The 23617-nt window shown below is 41.7% G+C and carries 15 protein-coding genes; 5 read left to right on the forward strand and 10 right to left on the reverse strand.

The window, feature by feature from the left end; genetic code table 11:
* Positions 1-96: 96 nt before the first annotated feature.
* Both PGQ33_RS05555 and PGQ33_RS05560 read right to left on the reverse strand, forming a co-directional pair.
* Positions 97-2028 (reverse strand): diguanylate cyclase domain-containing protein, encoded by a 1932-nt coding sequence (locus PGQ33_RS05555; protein WP_270205401.1) that lies wholly within the window; start codon positions 2026-2028, stop codon positions 97-99.
* A gap of 222 nt (positions 2029-2250) precedes the next feature.
* A complete protein-coding gene (locus PGQ33_RS05560) occupies positions 2251-4374 on the reverse strand; it encodes a CocE/NonD family hydrolase (protein ID WP_270205402.1) in 2124 nt (707 codons plus the stop codon).
* A gap of 258 nt (positions 4375-4632) precedes the next feature.
* On the opposite strand from PGQ33_RS05560, the gene PGQ33_RS05565 reads away from it, so the two are divergent.
* The gene (locus PGQ33_RS05565; protein ID WP_270205403.1) at positions 4633-5733 is read left to right on the forward strand and encodes an endonuclease/exonuclease/phosphatase family protein; all 1101 of its coding nucleotides are present in this window, start codon (positions 4633-4635) and stop codon (positions 5731-5733) included.
* A gap of 201 nt (positions 5734-5934) precedes the next feature.
* On the opposite strand, the gene PGQ33_RS05570 is transcribed toward PGQ33_RS05565, so the two are convergent.
* The 5 genes from PGQ33_RS05570 to PGQ33_RS05590 all read right to left on the reverse strand — a co-directional run bounded on the left by PGQ33_RS05570 (position 5935) and on the right by PGQ33_RS05590 (position 11893).
* Positions 5935-7038, reverse strand: a complete 1104-nt coding sequence (locus PGQ33_RS05570) for a GntR family transcriptional regulator (protein ID WP_055260448.1) — start codon at positions 7036-7038, stop codon at positions 5935-5937.
* Positions 7039-7178: 140 nt separating this feature from the next.
* The gene (locus tag PGQ33_RS05575; protein ID WP_117834589.1) at positions 7179-8150 is read right to left on the reverse strand and encodes an ABC transporter permease; all 972 of its coding nucleotides are present in this window, start codon (positions 8148-8150) and stop codon (positions 7179-7181) included.
* A 10-nt stretch (positions 8151-8160) separates the two neighbouring features.
* The gene (locus PGQ33_RS05580; protein ID WP_008373376.1) at positions 8161-9660 is read right to left on the reverse strand and encodes a sugar ABC transporter ATP-binding protein; all 1500 of its coding nucleotides are present in this window, start codon (positions 9658-9660) and stop codon (positions 8161-8163) included.
* 19 nt (positions 9661-9679) lie between these two features.
* Complete coding sequence (locus PGQ33_RS05585) at positions 9680-10630, reverse strand: ABC transporter permease (RefSeq protein ID WP_117834588.1); 951 nt, start codon at positions 10628-10630, stop codon at positions 9680-9682.
* A 102-nt stretch (positions 10631-10732) separates the two neighbouring features.
* Complete coding sequence (locus PGQ33_RS05590; RefSeq protein WP_195250541.1) at positions 10733-11893, reverse strand: sugar ABC transporter substrate-binding protein; 1161 nt, start codon at positions 11891-11893, stop codon at positions 10733-10735.
* A gap of 511 nt (positions 11894-12404) precedes the next feature.
* On the opposite strand from PGQ33_RS05590, the gene PGQ33_RS05595 reads away from it, so the two are divergent.
* From PGQ33_RS05595 to PGQ33_RS05605, 3 genes are all read left to right on the forward strand, one after another.
* A complete protein-coding gene (locus PGQ33_RS05595; RefSeq protein ID WP_270205404.1) occupies positions 12405-12860 on the forward strand; it encodes a MarR family winged helix-turn-helix transcriptional regulator in 456 nt (151 codons plus the stop codon).
* A gap of 3 nt (positions 12861-12863) precedes the next feature.
* The gene (locus tag PGQ33_RS05600; protein WP_270205405.1) at positions 12864-14195 is read left to right on the forward strand and encodes an MATE family efflux transporter; all 1332 of its coding nucleotides are present in this window, start codon (positions 12864-12866) and stop codon (positions 14193-14195) included.
* Positions 14196-14404: 209 nt separating this feature from the next.
* Positions 14405-15997 (forward strand): aminotransferase class I/II-fold pyridoxal phosphate-dependent enzyme, encoded by a 1593-nt coding sequence (locus PGQ33_RS05605; protein WP_270205406.1) that lies wholly within the window; start codon positions 14405-14407, stop codon positions 15995-15997.
* 261 nt (positions 15998-16258) lie between these two features.
* Here PGQ33_RS05605 and PGQ33_RS05610 read toward each other — a convergent pair whose 3' ends face one another.
* From PGQ33_RS05610 to PGQ33_RS05620, 3 genes are all read right to left on the reverse strand, one after another.
* Positions 16259-17743: an AAA family ATPase gene (locus PGQ33_RS05610; RefSeq protein ID WP_270205407.1), complete on the reverse strand. Its 1485-nt coding sequence runs from the start codon at positions 17741-17743 to the stop codon at positions 16259-16261.
* Between the two features lie 283 nt (positions 17744-18026).
* Positions 18027-20819, reverse strand: a complete 2793-nt coding sequence (locus PGQ33_RS05615; RefSeq protein WP_270205408.1) for an SbcC/MukB-like Walker B domain-containing protein — start codon at positions 20817-20819, stop codon at positions 18027-18029.
* The gene (locus tag PGQ33_RS05620; RefSeq protein WP_270205409.1) at positions 20816-21952 is read right to left on the reverse strand and encodes an exonuclease SbcCD subunit D; all 1137 of its coding nucleotides are present in this window, start codon (positions 21950-21952) and stop codon (positions 20816-20818) included. Before PGQ33_RS05620 ends, PGQ33_RS05615 begins: the two co-directional genes overlap by 4 nt.
* A gap of 455 nt (positions 21953-22407) precedes the next feature.
* Between PGQ33_RS05620 and PGQ33_RS05625 the strand changes: the two genes are divergently transcribed.
* The gene (locus PGQ33_RS05625; protein WP_270205410.1) at positions 22408-23595 is read left to right on the forward strand and encodes an MFS transporter; all 1188 of its coding nucleotides are present in this window, start codon (positions 22408-22410) and stop codon (positions 23593-23595) included.
* Positions 23596-23617: the final 22 nt, after the last annotated feature.

Consider the following 23617-nt stretch of genomic DNA (forward strand, 5'->3'; position numbering starts at 1 on the left):
TTCTTATTTTTGGTATATAAAATGAATATTTTATTTATTATACACAATTCGTCAGGGAAATACAACTGCTTTTTCATGGCGGACGTTTCTTCTTTTTTATGCCTCGTAACGTATTTCTTCTTTTATTTTATCCTGGATTTCCACAAGAACTTCCATTAAAAGCGGATTGAACGCTCCGCACTCTCCGTTCAGGATCATCTTCATCGCCTGTTCATGTGAATACGCATCTTTATATACACGCTTACTCACCAGTGCATCATAAACATCTGCCACAGATACAACCTGTGCCGCAATTGGAATCTGTTCTCCGGTCAGACCATCCGGATACCCTTTACCATCATAACGTTCATGATGCCATCTGCAGATCTGGTACGCGATCTTGATCATCTTCTCATCCTTATAATGCTCCAGCTTATCCAGCATAGAAGCACCAATCAGCGTATGCTTTTTCATGGTCTCAAATTCTTCTTCAGTCAGCTTTCCAGGCTTATTCAGAATCGACTCATCAATTCCAACCTTACCGATATCATGAAACGCGGATGCTGTTGAAATCAGATAGCAGTCATCCGGCGTCAAATTATATGCATCCGTATTCTCAACAAGTCTTTCCAGAAAAAGTCTCGTCAATGTATTGATGTGGACAACATGAAGGCCGCTCTCTCCATTACGAAATTCCATAATCTGGCTTAGAACTTCTACCATCATCTGATTGTTCTTTTCCTTTTCATGCATCTGATCGGATACCATGGAAATCAGCCTTCTCTGTTTTGCATACAGCTTGATCGTATTAAATACACGCTGGTATACAACCTTGCTGTCAAAAGGTCTGCTGATGTAATCGGATACTCCAAACTTGAACGCTTTCCGGATATAGTTCTCAGATTCCTCGCTGGATATCATAATTACCGGCACATCTTCAATCCAGTGATTCCGGTTCATATACATCAGAATTTCAAAACCGTCCATAACCGGCATCACGATATCAAGCAGTACCAGTGATATCTCTTTCCCGTATTGTTCTATTAGCGAAACGCATTCCTGTCCGTTCGTTGCTTCAATGATCTCAAAATCATCTTTCAGCATCTCACAGAGAATCGCACGGTTCATCTCTGAATCATCGACAACCAGAATCCGCTGTTTAATCTGGTTATGCTTCTCGTACTGCTCTCTTTCATCTTTCTGTGTAACCACTTTATTCTTCGTAGCCTTCGCCTGATACATCAGCTTGTCCGCTCTGTTCACGGCTTCCTCAATACTGTCTCCTTCCGTCAGCACGCCACCGGCACTGATAGAAAGCCGCAAATTCAGGTATCCCGGAACATTTGCATTATAGATACGCTCCTGTATCAATTGCAGTTTCTGGCTAAAAACTTCTTCCGTAACTTCCGGCATCACAAGAAGGAATTCATCCCCGCCAAAACGGATCAGCTTATCCGTCTTACGGATATTTTTCCGGATAATATCTACAACCGTATAGAGTGCCATATCCCCTGCCTGATGTCCGTAGGTATCATTATGCAGTTTAAAATCATCTAGATCGATCAGTGCAACCCCGGCATTTTTCTTCTTGTTCTTCATCTCATCCTCATAATACCGCCGGTTGTATGCATCTGTCACTGCATCTCTGTATAACCTGTCATTGTAATGTACAAACATATCTATCAAACGCTCATGATTGATCTCTCCAATCGACCAGTCACCATCCAGGCAACGGATCAGCTCGAGTACATATGGCTTCTCATCTACTTCTATATAACGTGCGATCACCTGATAAATCTTGCCATTTACAATCTCCAGCTTTCCTTTTTCTTCTTTCGTGGTCGCTGCACGCATCGCTACACAGTTATCACAGGGTGTTTCCCGTTTCCAATAATGATAGCATCTCTGCCGCTCATTGATTTTTCTCCATTCTTCATCGATATCTGATATATTTCCAATCGGGAAAAGACGGATCTCCTGAAAGATCTTCCGAAAATGTCGGATTTCTTCTTCTAATTGTTCTTTTGTCATTCGTTCTTCCGCGTTCATGTCTTTTCCTCCAGACTTCTACTACGCAGTTTCCTGTTATTTTCATTTCTAATTATTTTACAATATTTACCAAAAAATAAAAAGAATTATCCCGATATATCTTAAGATTTTTTTCTGAAGCATAGGATACATCTGCATTACTGTAAAAAAGGACCACCAAAGCCTGTTTCCAGGAATGGTGATCCTTCATGAAATACTTATATAACTATTCTTTTATGTAATTTATTTTCTCGTCATCACACGATTTTCTACCGCTGCAGTCATCGGAACTTCCGCTGTTACTGATGCATTCTCGATTTCCACAGAATAGGTCTTGTGGATCAGACAGTTGATCGGATCTTCTGTCGTGATGACCAGTGCCAGACTATGTCCAGGCTCTACCGTATATCTTGTCGCATTCAGATAAATATGGTAATCATGGTATTCACCCTTTTTCAGTTCGATACTGTTCTGTGCTGTCTCCGGTTCATATCCTGCTTCCGGATTGCACAGATCTGCAAATGCCCGTGTGATCACACGGTATTTCTTATGTACAGTAGCAAACTCCGCTTCATTCCATGCCGGAACCTCTCCTCCGCTGATAATTCCGCCTTCTTTTACCACATTGACCGGAATTGTATTTCTCTGCGGATCTACAGACTGAATGCTGTCAAATTCTTCATCGCACACGTCACAAAGAAGAAGAGTAAGCTTCACATCATCCATACGTCCTGACATTTCATGCATTCCAAGCTTCATCGTCAGAGTATCTGCATCATTACTGTTTACCGGATTGAAATCTGCTTCTGCATCTCCATCTTTTAACGCTGCTCTTAATCTTACGCAAGTTGTTCCCTGTAATGTCACTGCCTCTTTAAACGGCTCCGTCACATAACGCTGTGCCATATTGCTTGATCTCACACCCATCACATCATCGAAGTTCTCTGCACTGACACCCGCTGCTTCCCAGTCTGTATCGATTACAGTTGTTCCCTGTTCTTCGCATGTAAGAGTCATCTTATATGCTGTCTCCCAGGAATCTGCTGTCTCCCATTTTCTCTGGTCATAGTTCATCTGCACCAGGATTGCCGGTCTGTTCTCTGCACCATTTTCAACTCCGTATAAATAATGAGAAATCCATTCATTGATAATATCATCATAGAATTTACCATCTACAAGGATTCCATATCGTTTCGGCATAGTTGGTGTGATATGTGCACCCTGATGAAGGATTGCTTTTACATTCTTTCCTGCCTTCTGGAAAGATTTGTACATCATCTCATACTGCTTGGTAGACACGTTCTCGTCATTCAATCCCTGTACGATGAGCGCACTGCATTTGATCCGGTCTGCATGAAGGCGATAATTTCCCATACCCCAGAATTCCGGATTATAGTCAAATCCACCCTTGATCTGCTGAAGGCTCATCTCATGATGGAACGCTCCCATGTCATCCCGCTGCTTCTCGGTTAATGTCTCATCATTGTAACGGCTGGAACAAAAATAAGCAAGGAAGCTGTTCAGCATTTCTTTCGGCCAGTACCGCTGTGCGCCCTGCATGTTCTGCTGGCTGTACCAGTCCGCGATTCCTGCGATCGGTACGATTGTCTCCAGTCCTTCTACTCCTGTTGTTGCCACTGCAAACGGCATGGTTCCGGCGTAAGATCTTCCTGTCATGGCAACCTTTCCATTGGACCAGTCCGCCTTTGTCTCAACTGTTCCTTCGCGGTCTGCATATCCGATACGGTCTCCATGCAGCCATTCTACAATTGCTTTGAAAGCGTCTCTTTCATAGTCTGAACCAACATAGTTGAATCCGTCAGATCCTTTTGAACCAAATCCTGCACTTAAAACAACTGCAAATCCACGTACAAGATAATAATCAAAGGTGTCGATATTTTCAAAAACCATAACGTTATTATTTCCTTTATCCGGATAATACCAGTCTGCCGGATCTGCTTTTAAAGAAAGATCCATTGCACTGATACATCCCTGCGGAACATGCGCATCCACTTTTTTGTCAAGATCTGCAAAATTAACCGGATGATATTCTTTTTCTGCCACTTCTTTCATATGCGGATATCCATCTTCCTGGACTCCCGCCGCATATGGACGTGCCTCATATAAAGTTGCAGCCTTATAATTCCCCTCTACTGCACTTCTTGGTACCTGGACAACAGCTTTCACAAGATCTCTTTTTCCATCTCCGTCCACATCGTAATCCGTTTCCACATAAACACAATATCTTACGATACTGGATGTTGCCGGATCATACTTTTCTCCTGTCTTTCCATCTGTAAGTGGAAATACCGGCTGTGCAAGTCCGTTCTCAAATACTGGTACTTTGCTGTAATTCTTTTCGTTCATGGTAAACCTCCCAAACATTAAATAAATACTCGGATCTAATCACATATTATTTCCCCAATATTATTGTGATTTCATTTCTCCATTTCCTATTATAACGAGATGCAAGAAGAACTTCAATGAGATATTTCGCTTTATTTTATAGTTTACTATACCTGTTTTCTTTTCTCAATTCTATAGAAATAATCTTTTAGACATGCTATAGTAAACTTATATTTTACATAGATTTATCTATAATTTAACAAACAAAAAGGGGATATTATGAAAAAGAACATAAAAAAGATATTAAAAGTTCTCGGAATCTTCCTGCTTATCATTCTGGTTGCGCTGATTGCATATCTGATCTATCTCTTTGCAAGCTATCACCGCATTCCGGATAATCAGGCTTTGAAGATCGAGAAAACTTCCGATGGAACAGCCGCAGCTGACACACTGACAACCGAGAAAGAATATTCCGCTCTGACCTACAATGTTGGTTTCGGAGCCTACACACCGGACTTCAGCTTCTTTATGGACGGCGGAAAATCTTCCTGGGCAAAAAGTAAGGAGAGTGTCGAATCTGATATTCAGGGTGCCGGAGAACTGGTTGCTTCCAAAGATCCGGATTTCGCACTGATCCAGGAAGTTGATCTGAACTCTACACGAAGCTACCATGTAGATGAATATTCAATTTTAAAGGATACGATTCCAAGTTACAATACGGTATTTGCACAGAATTACGATTCCGCATTCCTTTTTTATCCATTCACACAGCCGCATGGTCGCAGCCGTTCCGGACTTGCTCTTTTCTCCAAATATCCGGTTACGGATTCTCTGAGAAGAAGCTTTCCGATATCGACAAGCTTCAGCAAGTTCTTTGACCTTGACCGCTGTTACAGCATTTCCAGAGTCCCTGTAGATAACGGGAAGGAACTGGTTATCTTCCTGCTTCACATGTCTGCTTACGGCAACAGTGATGCGATTCGCGAAGCACAGATCCGTATGCTGAGTGCAGATATGGAAAAGGAATACGAAGCCGGTAATTATGTACTTTGCGGTGGTGATTTCAACCATGACCTTAAGGCATCCGAAAAAGATGCAGAAAATTGTGAGTCCTGGGCTTATCCATTCCCACGCGAAGAGCTTCCGGAACACTTTTCATTCTGCCTGGACAATCTTTCTGATAGTGAAAAGGATGCTCTCTGGGACAGTGCACGGAATGCAGATATGGAATATGTACCTGGTGTGACCTACACGGTGACGCTGGACGGATTTATTACTTCCGATAATATTGAATGCACAGAATATGAAAATGTAAATACCGGATATAGCTACTCGGATCATGATCCGGTGTATATGAAATTCAAATTATTAGATCATTAATGTAAAAAAACTGATTTTGAAGATATCACAAATGTCATGATGTTGGAGTCAAAAGGTATTTTGACCCCTTTGATACCAGATTGCTACGTGCTTTGCACTCTCGCAATCCTCATGTCATATCTTTAAAATCAGTTTTCTTTTACTCATCACTTTTATGCACTTAGGGATATATCATCCTTCGTCATCTACATTTCACTCTTTCTATATTTTCCGCACTGAATTTCCATCTCTAATCTTTACAGGAAACCGGTACGAATAATTTTTCTGCTGCCATTCCGGATCCTCCATCATCCGCAGAAGATGTTTTGCTGTGATACGTCCGAGCTGATACTTTGGATGCACCGCTGTCACCAGCTGGATACTGGTACTCGAATCCTGAAGCTCTGCATCATCAAAAGATACCAGCGAAATGTCCTCCGGCACATGCAGCCCTCTCTCTTCCAGGAACTCCATGTAATAATCCGCCACCTCATCATTGTAGACCATCATCGCCGTACAATCCTTCGTCCGTCTGTACATCCTAAGCAGTCCCTTTTTGCTCAGTTTCTCCTCCATATCCTTCGTCGAATACCAACGAATACAGTCATCATCAAATTTCACACCGTAATCTGACAGGCACTGAACAAATCCTTTGTACCGCTCAATCCCCTGCCTGTCATCATACTTGAAGATTCCGCCAATCCTTCGGTGCCCGTTCTCGATCAGAATCCTGGTCAACTCGTAAGCTGATCTGGAATCCGACATTTCTACACTGTCAAATGGCATATTTTCATAATGATTGTGGATAAACAGTGTCGGAATATTTCTTCTTTTGATTTCTTTATAAAGACGAATGTTTGGATTTGGAAATGCCGATCTCGATCCTTCAATGATCAGACCACTGACATTTCCTTTGAGCAGACCTTCCAGATAAATCGCCTCATCATTCAGGCGGTTCTTCGTTACCGCAACCTCAATTCCATATCCTTTTTCTGTCAGCGAAGCTTCAATCCCATCGTATACCCGCGGAAACAGATAATCAGAATAATAGCTCAAAAGAAGACCTATTTGTGGTCTTTCTCCATTTACTCCACTGCTGTCATAAGAAACATAGGTTCCGCTTCCCCTCACACGGGTAATCAGACCTTCTTCCTCCAGTTGCCGCAATGCAGTCCTTACCGTCTGCCTGGAATATCCAAACTTCTTCTGAAGGCTTGTCTCTGACGGAAATTTATCCATATTTTTAATCACACCACTGGTGATCAGTGTGTGTGCCCAATTATATAATTTTTGGTATTTAAGTCCTTCCTGTTCTGTCTTATGCATAAACTCTCCATTTCTGCCACATAGACCAAAAATCAGGATCCGCAATCTTATTTGGACTGCAAATCCTGACTTTCGATCTGTATACATCCGGAAAATTCTTCTCGTAAACGAGAGCTGTCAGTTCCCCAATATGTAAATTATTATTTGATTACCTGGATAGATTCTCTGTCTGCGAATACTGCCACGAAGATCAGGAATACAATACCCTGAATGAGCTGCATCATCTGTGTTGTGAATCCCATCATTGTCAGTCCACTGTTCAGTACGATGTACAGTAAAGATCCAACAACAATATTTTCAAAACGAACCTTTGCGCCACCGGAAATCGGCATACCACCTAATACCAGCGCGATCAGAATCTGTGTTTCCAGCTGGTTACCACCTGAAGATGTAACCGATCCGACTTTGATTACATTGATAAATGCCGCAAATCCTGTAATTGCACCTGCAAGTACATAGATGAGGAATTTCATCTTATCTGTACGGATACCAGAGAACATTGCTGCTTTTTCACCGGCTCCGATTGCTTTCAGATAAGTTCCGAACTTTGTATAACGGAATGCAATGAATCCAATAATCAAAATAACTACCGTACATGCAACCTTAAGTCCTGTACTGTCATAGTTGATCAGTTTTGCAGAACCTGCAACAGGTGCATTTGTTGTAAGGTATTTGATAAATCCACGGAATAAGAACATGGTACAAATTGTAACAATGAAGGATTTAATCTTACGGAATACATAGAAGTAACCATTCAGAGCTCCAATTGCCGCACCAGATGCAATGCCACCGATAATTGCGAGTGGAATGCTTTTCTGTGAAAGAATACATACAACGATGGATGAAATACCGAGGATAGATCCCTGAGAGAAATCCAGACCTCCCATTGTCATAATGAAGAAAACACCCATAGCTGCAATCATAGTTACATATACCTGTGAAAGTACCAGTGACATATTTCCCATCATACGGAAATCTGTCAGGACATTGAATAACAGGAAAATAACAACCAATCCTACGATTGGCAGGAGCGAACGAATTAAGGCCATTTTAGATGCCTTTTTCAGCTGCTGCTCTTTATCATTTGTTTTTGCACTTACTTGACTTCCCATAGCTGCCTCCTTATACCATCATAGAAATAAGACCGTTTTCATCAAGGTTCTTATCTCTATCCAGCTGACCACTGATTTTTCCATCTTTCATAATTACGATACGGTCGCACATACCAATCAGCTCCATCAGCTCTTCCGAAATCATGATAATGGATTTTCCATTCTTTCTCATCTGATTCATTAACTGGTAAATATCCTGTTTAACTTTGATATCAATACCACGTGTCGGGCTGTCCAGTACAACAATGTCAGAATCTTTTCCGATCCATCTTGCAAGAACGACTTTCTGTTTGTTACCACCTGAAAGATTTGATACAAACTGGTTTACATCTACCATCTTTACAGACATCTGTTTTGCATATTTGTCTGCAAATTCTTTACGCTTCTTATCACTTAAAAGATGTGACTTTCCTGCCAGTTCATCCAGTGATGGGAGGCAGATATTGTCTCCGATACTCTGATTCAGAACAACAGATTCATTATCACGGTCTTTTGATGTGTACGCAATGCTGTGTTTGATCGCAGTCGGAATATCATTAATCTGTGTTCCATCTGCCAGTGTTACGCTACCTGTACGGTCATAAGATGCACCGAAAATAGCTTTTCCGATTTCATGCATACCAGATTCTGAAAGTCCACCGAATCCAAGGATTTCACCTTTATGAAGATCAAATGTTACATCTTCGATCAATCCAGGAACAGTAACATTCTTTACTGATAATACAACTTCGTCAGATACTTTTTCACCATAATCTGCACGATAATAATCACCTGTTACTTCACGTCCTACCATCAGCTTCTTCAGATCATCTTCTGTTACATCTTTACTCTTAACGGTATCGATGTAAACACCATCCCGAAGAATTGTGATTGTATCAGACTTGTCAAGAATTTCCGGAAGGTCATGAGAAATGAAAATAACTGTATTTCCACTCTTTTTGATTCTTTCCATATGTTTGTAAAGCTCTTCACGTCCTTCCTGTGAAAGAGCAGTTGTTGTCTCATCAATAACAACAATCTTCGGATCAAAGTATGTAGCCTTTACAATCTCAACCAGCTTACGGTCTTCAAAATTGTAATGATCGATCATATCAGCTGCTTTGATTCTGTCAAAACCATATTTCTTTAAAAGCTCTGTTGCTTTCTTGTTCATAGCATTTGTATTTTTAATTCCAAAATGTACGAACTGATCCTCATGTCCAAGGAAAATATTCTCTGCAACTGTAAGCCCTGACAGAGTTCCAAGTTCCTGTACGATGATAGATACACCTTCATTATTTGCTTCTACCTGATTCTTCGGATGGATTTCTTTTCCGTCCAGAATGAACTGTCCGCTTCCAATGCTGTAGATACCGGTCAGCATGTTGGTCAGAGTGGATTTACCAGAACCATTTTCTCCGATCAGTGCATGAACCTCTCCTTTATTTACATTGAAGGATACATTCTGAACTGCTTTTGTAATACCGAAGTTTTTACAAAGATTTTTTACCTGTAATCTTACTTCACTCATTGCTGTCTTCCTCCCTTCATTACTTGACGATTTCGCCCTTAGTAGCCTTTGTTGTCACAGTAATGATAATAAGCAGTGCAAGTCCTGTGATAACATCCTGAATTGCAGTCGGTGCTCCGAGAGCAATGAAACCAAAGAAAATGATGTTGATTACGAACTCACCGATGATGATTGCCGGAAGCGGCATTCCGTATTTCTTAAATGCAAGGCCGAAGAAACATCCCATTGTCGGAACGAAGTTTCGGCTCATAGATGCCATTCCGGTAACAGCTACCATAGATGAACCATAGCTGATTGTCAGGATTGCCATAACCCCAAGGAACGCACCACTTAAGATAAATGCAAGTACTTTATATTTATTTACGTTAATACCCATATTCTTTGCAACGAATTCATCACTTCCGATTGCATAGGTATAAGTTCCGATTTTAGTGTAGTTTAAGAATATGTAAGCTACTGCACAAGCCGCTAATGCAAGGATGATATCCCATGGCATCTGACCAAATGCACGAATGTTTGCCGGAAGTGTCTGCTCAACACCGCCTGCAATATAGTTTGCGATTGACTCATAAATAAGAGCCAGACCGGTTGTTACGATCATTGATGGAATACGAAGCTTTACATAGAAGATACCGTTCAGTATTCCAACGATTGCGCCTGTAAGAACGCATCCAATAATAAGTCCCAAATAGCCCATGTTAAATCTGGTTGCAAATACACATCCAACGATTGCGGAAAGCATGATGTTTGCACCAATTGAGAAATCGAACATTCCCATTACCATTACAAAATAAAAACCAACTGCACCTACGGTAGCAATCAGGCTCGCCTGAAAGTAATTGAGCATATTGGAAAAGGAACCGAAGTTATGTGGTGTCAAGATTTTAAAGATCAGCCAGGAAAGTACGACCAGACCGATTAAGATCAGATATCCCATCACTTTCCCTGAAAGTTTTTTACTAGTGCCCATATTATCTACCTCTTCATAATTGTCATTTCTGATTTAGAAAAGGTGGCATCGCCTTTGCGACGTCACCCTTTCTGAGTTAATAGTCGTTACTATTTGTCTATCCTAGTTACCTGCACGTGATGCTGCATCTTCAATAGATAACTTAGCAGCTGTTGCCTTTAAGTCTTCCATGCTGAGTTTAGACATATCAACCAGTTCTTCATCTGTGTATGGAAGCTGGTCTACGAAATATTTCTCATATGCTTTGTAGTCATCTGGTGATGATACATACAGATATGGGAATGGAACATCTTCGAATTTGCCACCGAAGTCTTTGTAGTTTCCTTTGATTGCATTGTAAACCATCATGAAGGAAATCAGCGGGTCACAGTAATGTCCGCCAGATTCACCAGCCATAGATCCATTTTCAAGTCTTTCTCCAAGGTCTGGGAGGAAGTCTGTAGAAACGATATCAATATCACTTGTCTTGCCTGCACGTTCAACTGCTGCGATTGCTCCCTGAAGTGGATCTCCACCACCACCAGCTGGGATCAGTGCATCAAGATCTGGATCTGCTGCCATTAAAGCTTCTGCTGCTTTTGATCCACCTTCTGAAGTTGTACCTGCATACTGTGGTTCAGAAAGAGTTGCCTTATCGTTCGGGTTTTCTTTATTCCATTTTTCAACGCCTGCTTTGTAACCTTCCCATCTTCCAAGCCATGTAGCATCTCCCTGCTCCCAGCCAATAAGACCGATGTTACGATCTCCTTTTTCAAGAAGGATGTTTACAAGTTCTTCACCGTTTGCCGGTTCATCTTCATGTACAGCTCCGATGTAGTAATCAGAATCTTTAGCTGCCTGATAAATATCTGCGCTGTTCTTTTCACTGATTACACGGAAGAACTGTGCAAGATAAACTTTGTTGTCATTACATGTCTTGATAGCAGATGTCATTTCTGTATCAGATGAGTTACAGATGATGATTCCCTGGCATCCTGCTGCTGCAAGCTGTTCTACAGATGCTGTAACTTTTTCAGAAACATGTCCCTGGTCAACATACTGTACTTCGACATCAAGAGCTTTTGCTGCTTCATCAAGGATCTTCTTACACTGTGATCCAAGTACGTCTGTTGAAGACCAAATAGAAACACCAATTTTGATCTTGCCTGATTTTGAAGCACTCTTGTCAGAAGCTCCACTTCCGCTGCCACCACATGCAGCAAGTCCGACTACCATTGTAGCTGCCATTGTAGCTGCTGTTACTTTTTTGAAAACTTTTTTCATATCTTCTCCTCCATCTCCGTTTTCTTGATGATTTGATTATATTATTTGACTATGGTTTTTTCAAGAAAATACAAGAAAGTTTTCTTCCAAAGTTGTATTGTAACTATATGTTTCACCCATCAAAAACTAGTGTTTTTTATCTATTTTGTGCATTATGCCATTATTTGAACCGATTTTTTTCGATAAAAACCAGTTTTTTGTGTGTTATGTGTAAAATTTTTATGAACTGACAGTACAACTTTGATTTATACATTACTTGTATTGTAAATGTATACAATACACACAGTTGTATACCTGTTATCTTCTTTAATATTATGCAAAAGCAGTTCTTATTCTTTTATGTAAAGCTACACCTTCTATGCATTATCCACAACTTCCTCATCCTTCACCTGCAAAATCAGCGCTTGACATAAGTCCGATTTCAGACTATACTCTTGTAAGTATGATTTCGGACTTACTTTGTATGATCGAAAATTCATTCGTCTATATAATTGTATAAATGGAGAAAATTATGGATTCTACTACACTGATCAGCAAATATTTAAAAGAATACAATTGCTTATATAAAGAAGCAAATGAAATTTACCACGAAGCTGCCCGCAGACTGCATCTGTCTGACAGCGCTTTTGAGATTTTCTATGCACTTTTTGATATGGGTGATAACTGTCTGCAGCGTGATATCTGCAAATCTTCCTGCCTGCCAAAGCAGACGATCAATTCATCCATCCGGAAACTGCAGGCCGACGGATATCTCACTCTTTCTCCCGGAAAAGGACGGAGTATGCATATCCATCTTACAGATTCCGGCAAGAAACTTATTCAGGAAAAGCTGCTTCCTCTCATCCAGATTGAAAATGATACTTTAGCTTCTTTCAGCCCCGAAGAATGTGAACAGCTTCTGCGCCTGAATGCCAAATATAATCAGACCTTACGTTCTAGGCTTTCTAAACTTGAGGAGGATCTATAAACTATGAAAATTCAATTATCCGAACATTTTACTTATAAAAAACTTCTGCAATTTGTTTTTCCATCTATTATAATGATGATTTTCACATCCATTTACAGTGTGGTTGACGGACTCTTTGTCTCCAACTTTGTTGGAAAAAGCGCTTTTGCAGCGGTGAATCTGATCATGCCCTTCCTGATGGGCATCAGCGCTCTCGGCTTCATGATCGGAACCGGTGGTAGTGCCATCGTTGCAAAGACGCTTGGTGAAGGAAAGACAGAAAAAGCCAATGAGTATTTTTCCATGCTCGTCTATATCACTGCTATCGGGGGAATCATTATCGCAATCCTGAGTATGTTCCTTGTAAAACCTGTTGCCATTTTATTCGGTGCAAATGGTGCACTTCTTGACAACTGTATTTTATATGGACGTATTCTTTGTATTTCATTGCCTGCTTTTATGCTCCAGAATGTATTTCAGAGTTTTTTTGTAACTGCCGAAAAGCCACATCTGGGACTTCGCGTAATTGTGATCGCCGGCGTGACAAATATGGTTCTCGACTTTTTATTTGTAGCTGTACTCCACCTTGGGCTTCCCGGTGCCGGGTTTGCGACTGTATGCGGAGAGTTTATCGGAGGACTTTTCCCGTTATTCTACTTTGGACGGAAAAATTCCAGCTTATTAAAGCTTGAAAAAACACATTTTCATGGCAGAATCTTATTAAAGACCTGTACCAATGGCTCGTCCGAGCTTATGACCAATCTTTCCAGCTCTGTTGTAAATGCTCTTTATAATATGCAGCTCATGAAATTTGCCGGTGAAGACGGCGTTGCAGCTTACGGAACGATCATGTATGTCAATTTTATCTTTGTTTCGATCTTCTTTGGTTATGCGATTGGAAGTGCCCCGATCGTCAGCTATCACTACGGTGCCAACAATCAGAATGAACTAAAGAATCTTTTTCACAAGAGTATCAGGCTGATTGGAACCTGGGCTGTTTCCTTATTTATCATCGCGCAGCTCATTGCAACACCACTCGCCACATTGTTTGTCGGTTATGACCAGGGGCTTTTTGAACTGACACGCAGTGGCTTCCGTCTGTACAGCTTTGCGTTCCTGATCAACGGGTTCAATATTTATGGCTCTGCATTTTTTACCGCATTGAACAACGGTCTGCTCTCTGCGCTGATCTCGTTTCTCAGAACACTGGTCTTTCAGATGGCAGTGGTTCTGCTACTTCCACTGCTTCTCGGGATCAACGGAGTCTGGTGCTCGGTTGCAATTGCTGAACTTTTAACTTTATGCGTTACCGGAACTTTTATCGTCCTGAAACGTAATACTTATCATTATTTGTAAACTACTCGGCAACTAAGTTACCAGAGCATCTGAATTTTGGCGGGATACCGCCTTTTTTCAGGGTGCCGTTGCCAGAATCAAACTTTTTGAACCAAAAATAATATTTGTTATTGAACCAAATCATTCGAAGTGCTATAATCAATTTAAGTTTTGAACTTCACTATTTTATTTTTAAATTGAACTTTTTTAGTTTGAAAGGAGATTTTCAAATGACAACTTTCTCAGATAGACTTAAAGAGGCGATGTATGCACAGAACCTGAAACAGATTGATCTGGTTCATATCGCCGCAGAAAATAATGTAAAATTAGGTAAAAGCCATGTAAGCCAGTACGTGAGCGGAAAAACTGTTCCGAGAAATGATATCCTCCATTTTCTGGCAGATACGCTTCACGTAGATGCCGATTGGCTGCTCGGTGACAGTCAGGAAAACTTTACTGCTCGGGAAAACAACTCCGTTGCCCCAAAAGCTCCGTCTACCACTAAGACTTCTGGTTCTGTCGGAACTTCAAACTCTTCAAAAAGGGGAACTACACCGATGAAAAAGACAATAACCGACAAAAATGATAATGCAGGAAGTTCTGCCATGCATATATTCAAAAAATCATCAAAACTCGATAATGTATTATACGATGTCCGTGGACCGGTTGTTGAAGAAGCTGCCCGTATGGAAGAACGCGGTACCCACGTACTGAAGCTCAATATCGGTAATCCGGCTCCATTTGGTTTCCGCACACCGGACGAAGTCATCTATGATATGAGTCAGCAGCTTTCCGACTGTGAAGGATACTCTCCTTCTCAGGGACTTTTCTCTGCACGGAAGGCAATCATGCAGTACTCCCAGATCAAAAAGTTGCCGAATGTCACAATCAATGATATTTATACCGGAAATGGTGTCAGCGAACTGATCAACCTGTGTATGTCAGCTCTTCTTGACAACGGAGATGAAATCCTGATTCCGTCACCAGACTATCCTCTGTGGACTGCCTGTGCCACACTTGCCGGCGGCAAAGCCGTTCATTATATCTGCGATGAACAGTCTGACTGGTATCCGGACATCGAAGATATGCGCCGTAAGATCACAGACCGTACCAAAGCTCTTGTAATCATCAATCCGAACAACCCGACCGGAGCACTTTATCCGAAAGAGGTTCTGCAGAAGATTGTTGATCTCGCAAGGGAACATCACCTGATCATTTTCTCAGATGAAATTTATGACCGCCTTGTTATGGACGGAAAAGAACATATTTCCATTGCTTCACTGGCACCGGATCTGTTCTGCGTCACCTTCAGCGGCCTTTCAAAATCCCATATGATCGCCGGATTCCGTATTGGCTGGATGGTTCTCAGCGGAAATAAAGCAATCGCAAAAGATTATATCGAAGGAATCAAGATGCTTTCCAATATGCGTCTCTGCTCCAATGTTCCGGCACAGTCTGTCGTTCAGACCGCTCTCTGGGGCAATCAAAGCGTCAACGACTACCTCGTTCCGGGCGGACGTATTTACGAACAGCGCGAATATATTTACAAAGCACTAACTGACATTCCGGGAATCACTGCCATTAAACCGCAGGCTGCATTTTATATGTTCCCGAAGATCGATGTGAAGAAGTTCAACATTATAAATGATGAAAAGTTTGCACTGGATCTGTTGCAGGATAAGAAAATCCTGATCGTACAGGGAAGTGGATTTAACTGGAAACAGCCGGATCATTTCCGGGTAGTATATCTGCCACGAATTGAAGTTCTGAAAGAAGCAGTGGGGAAAATTTCTGATTTCCTGAGTTATTATAGACAGGGGTAGTAAAATGACAGGCACCACCTGAAAAGAAAAATAGGGTACGGGTTCCGTTGCACTGGGCATTCCGATGAGCTCCCGAAACCGTCAATTGTGTCAGCAATGGCTTCCACAATTGACTGGATCTCATCTCTATAGTGCAAAGTCACCCGTACCCTATTTTTCTTTTCCGGCTCCTTCTGCAATTTTACTGCATCTATAAATATTAACAGAAATAGAATCTTTTGACCTTGGTATCATCATTTACATTTTCATATTTTAATTTTCTTATGAAAGCAATGCTCTCACTGCTTCTCCATCAAACACAACTTCTTTTACATGATTAACCTCAATCTGATACAGTGCATTTGCCGCAATATGTTCGGCTGCCTGCTCCAGATCACGGATTCCTGATGTATTGGAATAAAGTTCAATTATCACATCAAGACCTTCATCTGTCACCGTACACTCGTCCCGACGAAGGCTCATTCTCTTCAGGATCTTCGGAAGTGCAAATCTGGAGAAGATGATCTTCTTCTCTTCCGGTGTATAATCCGGGATATCGATAACTGCAAAACGGGACATGATCGGTGCACTGATCTGATCTTTTTCATTGGCAGTTGCAATCGGATATACGCCAACTGTCGGAACGTTACACTCAATATAGTTATCCGTAAATCCAAGGTTATCAAGGAGTGTCAAAAGTACATCCGCCGGATTCCCATTTCCTTTTCCGGATGCTGCTTTGTCCAGCTCATTGATGATAAATACCAGGTTGGATTCTCCTGCTGCCGCAAATGCTTCCATAATAATTCCCGGTTTCGCATTGGCGTATACACGGGAACTTCCTGTAAGCTGTTCCGGATCGTTAATGGAACTCATATCCAGAGTTGTCCACGGAAGCTTCAGGATACGTGCAATTGCATAAGCGATCTGCGATTTACCGGTTCCGGCTGGTCCGATCAGAAGGATTCCATACGCTGGAAGAGTGTGCGTTCTGTTGATCTGGATGATCGTCTCTATGATTCTCTGTTTGACACGTTCCATTCCGTAAAGTTCTTCATCCAGGATTCTTCTTGCCTCATCTGGATCAATGGATTCAAAATAATTGCTCTTCCACTGAATATTCATCATGATTGAAAGAGCTCTCTGCGCATGTCTTCTTTCTTCCGGTGACACTTCATGTGATCTTGCAACAGCAAGGTTTCTTCTTGCCCACAGACGGATATTGTCCGGAAGGGTTCTTCCTGCACAGTTCATAAAATCGGTGATACTCTGCAGGCTTGTCAGCTTCATGCTGTCGCCGTCCTCTTCCATTTCCTCATCCACTGCTTCTTCTGTCGGTGCACTGCTTGCGAAAAGACGCTCGATCATGAACTGCAGGAAACCATCTTCAGCTGAAAGCTTGGTTGCCCCACCGAATGCGATCTCCCGGATCTTGTATACTGCATAGCCGTCTGCACGGTTTTCACCGGAAAGACGGACATTGATATGATTCTCGCCCAGCCATTTGATCAGGCTTACAAATCTCGCATCGATCTGGAGAATGTCCGCACTTACAATTCCATCTTCCTCATCAAATTCAAAGGATGTCTTCTTAATCGGGTTGGTGAAAACACCACAGGAATGATGCTTCCATTTCCGGTTGCTGTTATCCAGAACCAGCATCGGTTTCTCCGCTGTCGCTTCTGTCTCATTCGAGCGGAATGTTGTATAAGTACATTCCTGGGTCTTTTTTTCATCTGGTGTGTGTTTAAAATCAAAAACTGGCATGATTTTTGCTCCTTTTTCCTTTTATATTCGCTCTTTTCAAATTGTATATTCTTGCACATTTTATGAATAGTCTGTACCTATCTTAACACACTTGTTGCATATCTGAAAGTCAAAACCATTTCTTCATAGTATTTTTATTCATTTAGATTTTTATTTTCCTTCTGCTCCAGTCCTGCAAAAAACAGCTCATAAAAATCATCTTCTCCTTCCAGTTTCGGTGAATTTTCCCCACCTCCATTGGTGCTCCGCTTCATCTCAGCATGAAATTCTTCTCCGGTACAGATCAGTCAATCTTAAGTTCCACTCTGCTTCCGCCTGCTTTTTCCTTTGTCACCACAATCTGTTTCTCAATCCTTGCTTTTAATTCCTGTACATGGGAAATGATTCCCACCAGACGGTTGCCCTCCGTAAGACCATTCAGTGCTTTCATCGCCTGTTCCAGTGACTCTTCATCCAGTGAACCAAATCCTTCATCGACAAACATGGTATCCAGCTGGATTCCGCCTGCCGATGCCTGGATCTCATCAGAAAGTCCGAGTGCCAGCGAAAGAGAAGCTTTAAAGGATTCCCCGCCGGAAAGCGTCTTCACACTTCGCTCAGAACCATTGTAGTGATCGATTACGTTCAGTTCCAGACCACTCTGACTCTTCCGGTCATCCGTATCAGTCTGGCGTTTCAGCTCATATTGTCCTCCACTCATCACCATAAACCGCGTATTTGCACGGGCAATGATCCGGTCAAAATAATTGGTCTGGATGTAGGTTTCAAATTTGATCTTTTCTTTGGAACCTCCTTTGATTTTTCCGTTTACCGTATCGGAAATCTCACGCACCTGTGTCCAGTTCCGCTCAAGCTCCAGAAGCTTTGCACTCTGCTTGTCGATCGCATTCCTGATTTTCAGATTGTTTTCATAACGGATCCTGATCTCTTCCATCTGTTTTTGAAGCTCTTTTTTCGCACCTGATACTTCCTGTCGTGCCTGGACAAGTTCTTCCATATCGGTTTCTTTATTACCCGCAATCTGCTTCTCCAGCGTTTTCTTCTTCGTCTTTGCCGCTTCTACCGACTGACTGCAGTCCTGGAATGCCTTCTGGGCAGCATTCAGATTCTTATCGATTTCTTTTTTCTGCTTATCCAGCTCTTTGATCTTCTGTTCTGCTTCTGCTTTCTCCGGAAATTCCAGTTTGCCACGCACCTTCACAGCCTGCTCTTCTGCATTTGCTTTATCTCTCTCAGACACAAGGAGCTGATCCTTTCGCTCCTGTTCTTCCTCCTGAAGCTTTTTCTGCATCTGCTCCAGTTCCGGGATCTCAGCTTCCAGCTTCTGCTTTTCTGCCACTGCTTCTTTAGCTACTTCCAGCTTTTTCTGTAATTCCTTTTCTGACTTTTCGAGGGCATCCATCTGTTGACCGATCAACGCCAGCGATTTTTCAATCTCTTCTTCCTGTATGCTGCTGTCAAAGTTTTTCACACTCTTTTGGATTTCTTCTTCCAGCGCTTTTAACTGGACCAGCTTTTCATTTGCCTTAAAGCTTGCATCATTCGTCTTTTTCTCCACATCGGCAGTCTCTTTCCGGTATTTTTCAAGCTCTTCTTTTTCCGGTGCACCCTCCGTCATCTGTGCCGGACATGGATGGTGGACCGATCCGCACACCGGGCACGGCGCTCCCGTTTTCAGAACCTTTGCAAGAATCCCCGCCTGCTCATCCAGAAATGCCCTCTCCATCCAGGCAAGCTGTGTCTTTCGCTCTGTACATTCCTCCTGCATGACAAGGTATGCTTTCTGCGCCTCTTCCACACTTTTCTTCTGTCTTTGGTATCTTTTATATTGAATAAGAATGTCTTCTGCCGTTTCTTTTCTTACTGAAACCTCTTTTTGTTCTGCTGTAACTTTCAGAACTTTAATTTCCGCATCCTTCAGCTGTTCCAGTAAATTCCTTTTCTGTTCCAGCTGCGCCTGCATCTGCGCTTTCTTTTCCTGATACCGGCTTTCCCGGCCCTTTAATATCTCAATCTGTTTTTCAAGCTCTTTAATCTGCTTCTGAAGTTTTTTTAATTCGTCATACTCTGCAAGCTTTTCCTGCCTCTTTCCGATCTCTTCTGTTAACTGCTCTCTTTCCGGCACTTTTCCCTGTTCTTTCTTCAGTGCCATCTCCAGTTCTTTCAGCGTTGGTGTCTTCTCTGCTATCGTCTGCTCTGCTTTTTCCAGTTCCTTTTTTGCACGGATCACTGCCTCTGCCTTTCCGATTCTCTGGTTCAGCTCTTCCAGATCTTTCTCGATCTTTGTTAAATTCTTCTTCTTTTCTTTCACCGAATCTGCATCCTGATTTGTCAGAGTTTCCAAAAGTTCCAGAACCTTGTCCGCATGAACCACCGCTTTGCTCTCACGGATCTTTTTCACATCCGCAGCAAGCACGTCATCCTCATCACAGCTGATATCCTTCATGTACTGCAAAATGCTTTTGCTGACATCCTCATACTGTTCCTGCAGTCTGCCGCTTGCATTTTTCATTTTCTCCTGAAACGCAAGATACGGTCTGGTATGGAAAATTTCCCGGAAAATTTTGCTCCGCTCCTCAGTTTTTGAAAACAGAAGCTTCATAAAATCTCCCTGCGCCAGCATTGCAATCTGAGTAAATTGTCCGCGGTCGAGCCCGATCAGTTCTGTCACTGCTTTTGTGACCTCTTTTGCCTTTGTGACCGGAAGCCTGTCATCCGGAAATTCCAGTACCGCATCCGCTCTTTGCAGCGTCATGCCCTCGCCCCTGTCCTTTGGACGCATGTACTCCGGATTTCTCCGGATATGGTAGTTCTGCCCCTGATAGAAGAACTCCAATTCCACAAAGGTCGGCGTCTTCGGATCCGCATATTTACTCCGAAGCATCCCCGGCTCTCTTTCATTTCCACTCGCTTCTCCGTAAAGTGCAAATGCGATTGCATCAAAAATTGTGGTCTTTCCGGCACCGGTATCGCCGGTTATCAGATAAAGTCCCCGCTCACCAAGTTCATCCAGAATGATCTCTGTCTCTTTTGCATACGGTCCGAATGCAGAAATCGTAAGTTTTATCGGTCTCATCTCTCATCCTCCCATATTTCTTCCATCATTCCTCTGGCAATCTCTTCCTGTTCATCCGTCATGGGCTGGTTGTTCTGAAGCTCATAGAACTCTCTTAAAAGCTCCATCGGGGATTTCTCCTCTACTTCTGCCGTTCCTCTCACTGTCCCTGCCGCTCTCGTCCGCAGATTGTCATAAGACAGCTTCATGATATTCGGATAAATCGTTCTGAGCTTCCCGATTGCATCCGGTATATCCTCTTCATCAGTCAGCGTAATGTGAAGATAATCGTCCGTGTTCATATCCTTGTAAAAATCCAGTGCAGTCACTTCCATGTAAGTTCCTCTGATCTCCCGCATATCATGTTTCGGCAAAAATGGAATCTGCTGAATATTTATTTTGCCTTTTTCTTCTACATCAACGATGACTGCTGCTTTTTTATGATTGGTTTCAGAAAAAGAATATTTGAGCGGCGTTCCCGAATACCGCACTGTCTCTTTCCCGATCTTCTGCGGGCCATGGAGATGTCCAAGCGCCACATAATCAAATCCGTCAAAGACAGATGCGTCCACATCATCCACACCGCCTACAGACAGTTCTTCTGAATCACATCTTGCCGCACCGGTCACGAACTGATGCGCAAGCAGGATATTTCGTTTGTCTGTGTCGATCTGCATATGCTGCACTGCCGCATTTACAGCATCCTGATAGGTGATGATTTCTTCCTCCGGATACACTCTTTTTACCAAAGACGGCTTCACAAATGGAAGCATGTAAATATTGATCTCACCGTGCCGGTCACTTATCGTTATCGGTTCTACATCCGACTCAAATACCGGTGAAAGATAGATCTGTCTGCTGCTCATCAGTCTTGAACCGAAAGCAATTCTTTCTGCAGAATCATGGTTTCCACTGATCAGAAACACCGGCAGCTCCCTCGCGGCGATCCTTGTCAGGAAATCATCCAGAAGCCTCACCGCCTCTGCGGACGGAATCACCTTGTCGTAAATGTCGCCCGCGATCAGAACCGCTTCCACCTTCTGCGCATCGATAATGTTCAGTATCTCTTTTAAAATATATGCCTGATCCTCCAGCATGGAAAATTCATTCACACGCTTACCGAGGTGCAGGTCTGATAAATGAAGAAATCGCATGGTTTTCTTCCTCCATAAATGCCTGATTAAAGAATAATCACTTCTATTTTACAGGTATGTTCTTTCGTTGCTTTTTTGTAATTAATTCCTACAAGGTAATATCCAGATAAATCACATCGTAATGATTGAGATATTTTTCAAAAGTTGCATCCTCCGGTATCATCCAACGCTGTCCTTTTTTTTACTGCACCATATATTTATCCGCTTTTGCACAGCGCATTTACCTGACGTTTTGAAAGATTCCATTTATCTGCTGCCTGTAGAGATGTTATATATTCCATTGAATCCATCCTTTCTGACTTAATTTCTGTTATTCCAATTATAACCGGGAAGTGGGAAGTAAGCAACGCTCGCTTCCCACTTCCCTATATATTTCTTTCTTTATAAATTCATGCATGATATACTAAAGAATAACTGTATTTCATTCACAAATATTATCACAAAAAGGTACACTCATGAAACCATTTTATAAAAGCAAAAACTTACTTTTTTACACACTATATACGGTACTAACTTCCATCGCCCTGACCCGCGGAATTTTTCTGCTGTTTTTAACCCACAAAGGTTTAAGCGTTTCCGAAGTGGCACTTTATTCCATTGTGTTAAATATTTCCATCACCATTTTTGAAATACCTACCGGCTATTTTGGTGATAAATTCGGAAAACGGAACTCCCTGATGCTCGGATGCTTTTTACTCGCACTTCATTCATTTACAATGATAATCTCCAAAAAACCGGTTGCTTTTATGATTCTGGCAGGATTGGAAGGATTTGCCTACACATTTGTCACCGGTAGTAACAGTGCATTATTATATGATATTTTAAAAAGAGAGCATACTGAAAATGACTATTTGAAAATAAATTCAAAAGTTCTTTCACTTGAATCACTGACAATTGGTATTTCAATCTTTATCGGTGGAGAACTGGCTGCATATTCATGGAATCTTGTTTATGGTATTCAGATAATTACCATGCTCTTTGCAATTGTATTTTTAAAAAATATTGATGAACCGGAACATAATTCCAAAACAGTTCATCTCAAAACCGATTTCAAAAAATACAGACCTGGAACAATCTTATGCTTTTTCATTCTCATTTCCAGCATAACAGATGGTATATTTTGCGGATATTATAATATGAATCAATTGTTTTTAGATCGAATTCACATTACTGTTGCAACAATCGGACTTTTCTTTTCCGCATCGTATTTTATCAATTCAGCAGCCTACCTGTTAGTTGGATTTATTTTGAAAATATTAAATCGGAAACAGATATTTATATATGGTTTATTCATACAGGGATTTCTGTTTCTGCTATTGATGCGCATGAAAAATCCTTCTGTTTTCCTGATTTTTACAATTATTGCCTGTTTTATACCGGAAATACTTTTTGCTGTTTCTGACAGTATTATCCAGGATTATATAGACTCCAAATATCGTGCCACTATCTTGTCCGTTGTTTCTATGCTGCGCACTTGCACCACTGCTTTGTGCTATGGAATTATGGGAAAGGTATTTGATCAGATTTCTCTTGGATTTTTCTTTTTGGGACTTGCTGTTATTACACTGATTTTTGCGGGGTTGTCAACTATTGCCTGTTTTATACTAAATGATTCAATTTTTCATTCTGACAAAAAGTTTTAATCAGAACCACCGGCTTAGCCGG

The organism is Coprococcus sp. AM100_B19A, from assembly GCF_027662015.1.
Classification (GTDB): domain Bacteria; phylum Bacillota; class Clostridia; order Lachnospirales; family Lachnospiraceae; genus Allocoprococcus; species Allocoprococcus comes.

Coding starts and splice junctions, on each gene's coding strand:
- PGQ33_RS05555 (WP_270205401.1), bottom strand. CDS start 2,028: ATGAACGCGGAAGAACGAATGACAAAAGAACAATTAGAAGAAGAAATC.
- PGQ33_RS05560 (WP_270205402.1), bottom strand. CDS start 4,374: ATGAACGAAAAGAATTACAGCAAAGTACCAGTATTTGAGAACGGACTT.
- PGQ33_RS05565 (WP_270205403.1), top strand. CDS start 4,633: ATGAAAAAGAACATAAAAAAGATATTAAAAGTTCTCGGAATCTTCCTG.
- PGQ33_RS05570 (WP_055260448.1), bottom strand. CDS start 7,038: ATGCATAAGACAGAACAGGAAGGACTTAAATACCAAAAATTATATAAT.
- PGQ33_RS05575 (WP_117834589.1), bottom strand. CDS start 8,150: ATGGGAAGTCAAGTAAGTGCAAAAACAAATGATAAAGAGCAGCAGCTG.
- PGQ33_RS05580 (WP_008373376.1), bottom strand. CDS start 9,660: ATGAGTGAAGTAAGATTACAGGTAAAAAATCTTTGTAAAAACTTCGGT.
- PGQ33_RS05585 (WP_117834588.1), bottom strand. CDS start 10,630: ATGGGCACTAGTAAAAAACTTTCAGGGAAAGTGATGGGATATCTGATC.
- PGQ33_RS05590 (WP_195250541.1), bottom strand. CDS start 11,893: ATGAAAAAAGTTTTCAAAAAAGTAACAGCAGCTACAATGGCAGCTACA.
- PGQ33_RS05595 (WP_270205404.1), top strand. CDS start 12,405: ATGGATTCTACTACACTGATCAGCAAATATTTAAAAGAATACAATTGC.
- PGQ33_RS05600 (WP_270205405.1), top strand. CDS start 12,864: ATGAAAATTCAATTATCCGAACATTTTACTTATAAAAAACTTCTGCAA.
- PGQ33_RS05605 (WP_270205406.1), top strand. CDS start 14,405: ATGACAACTTTCTCAGATAGACTTAAAGAGGCGATGTATGCACAGAAC.
- PGQ33_RS05610 (WP_270205407.1), bottom strand. CDS start 17,743: ATGCCAGTTTTTGATTTTAAACACACACCAGATGAAAAAAAGACCCAG.
- PGQ33_RS05615 (WP_270205408.1), bottom strand. CDS start 20,819: ATGAGACCGATAAAACTTACGATTTCTGCATTCGGACCGTATGCAAAA.
- PGQ33_RS05620 (WP_270205409.1), bottom strand. CDS start 21,952: ATGCGATTTCTTCATTTATCAGACCTGCACCTCGGTAAGCGTGTGAAT.
- PGQ33_RS05625 (WP_270205410.1), top strand. CDS start 22,408: ATGAAACCATTTTATAAAAGCAAAAACTTACTTTTTTACACACTATAT.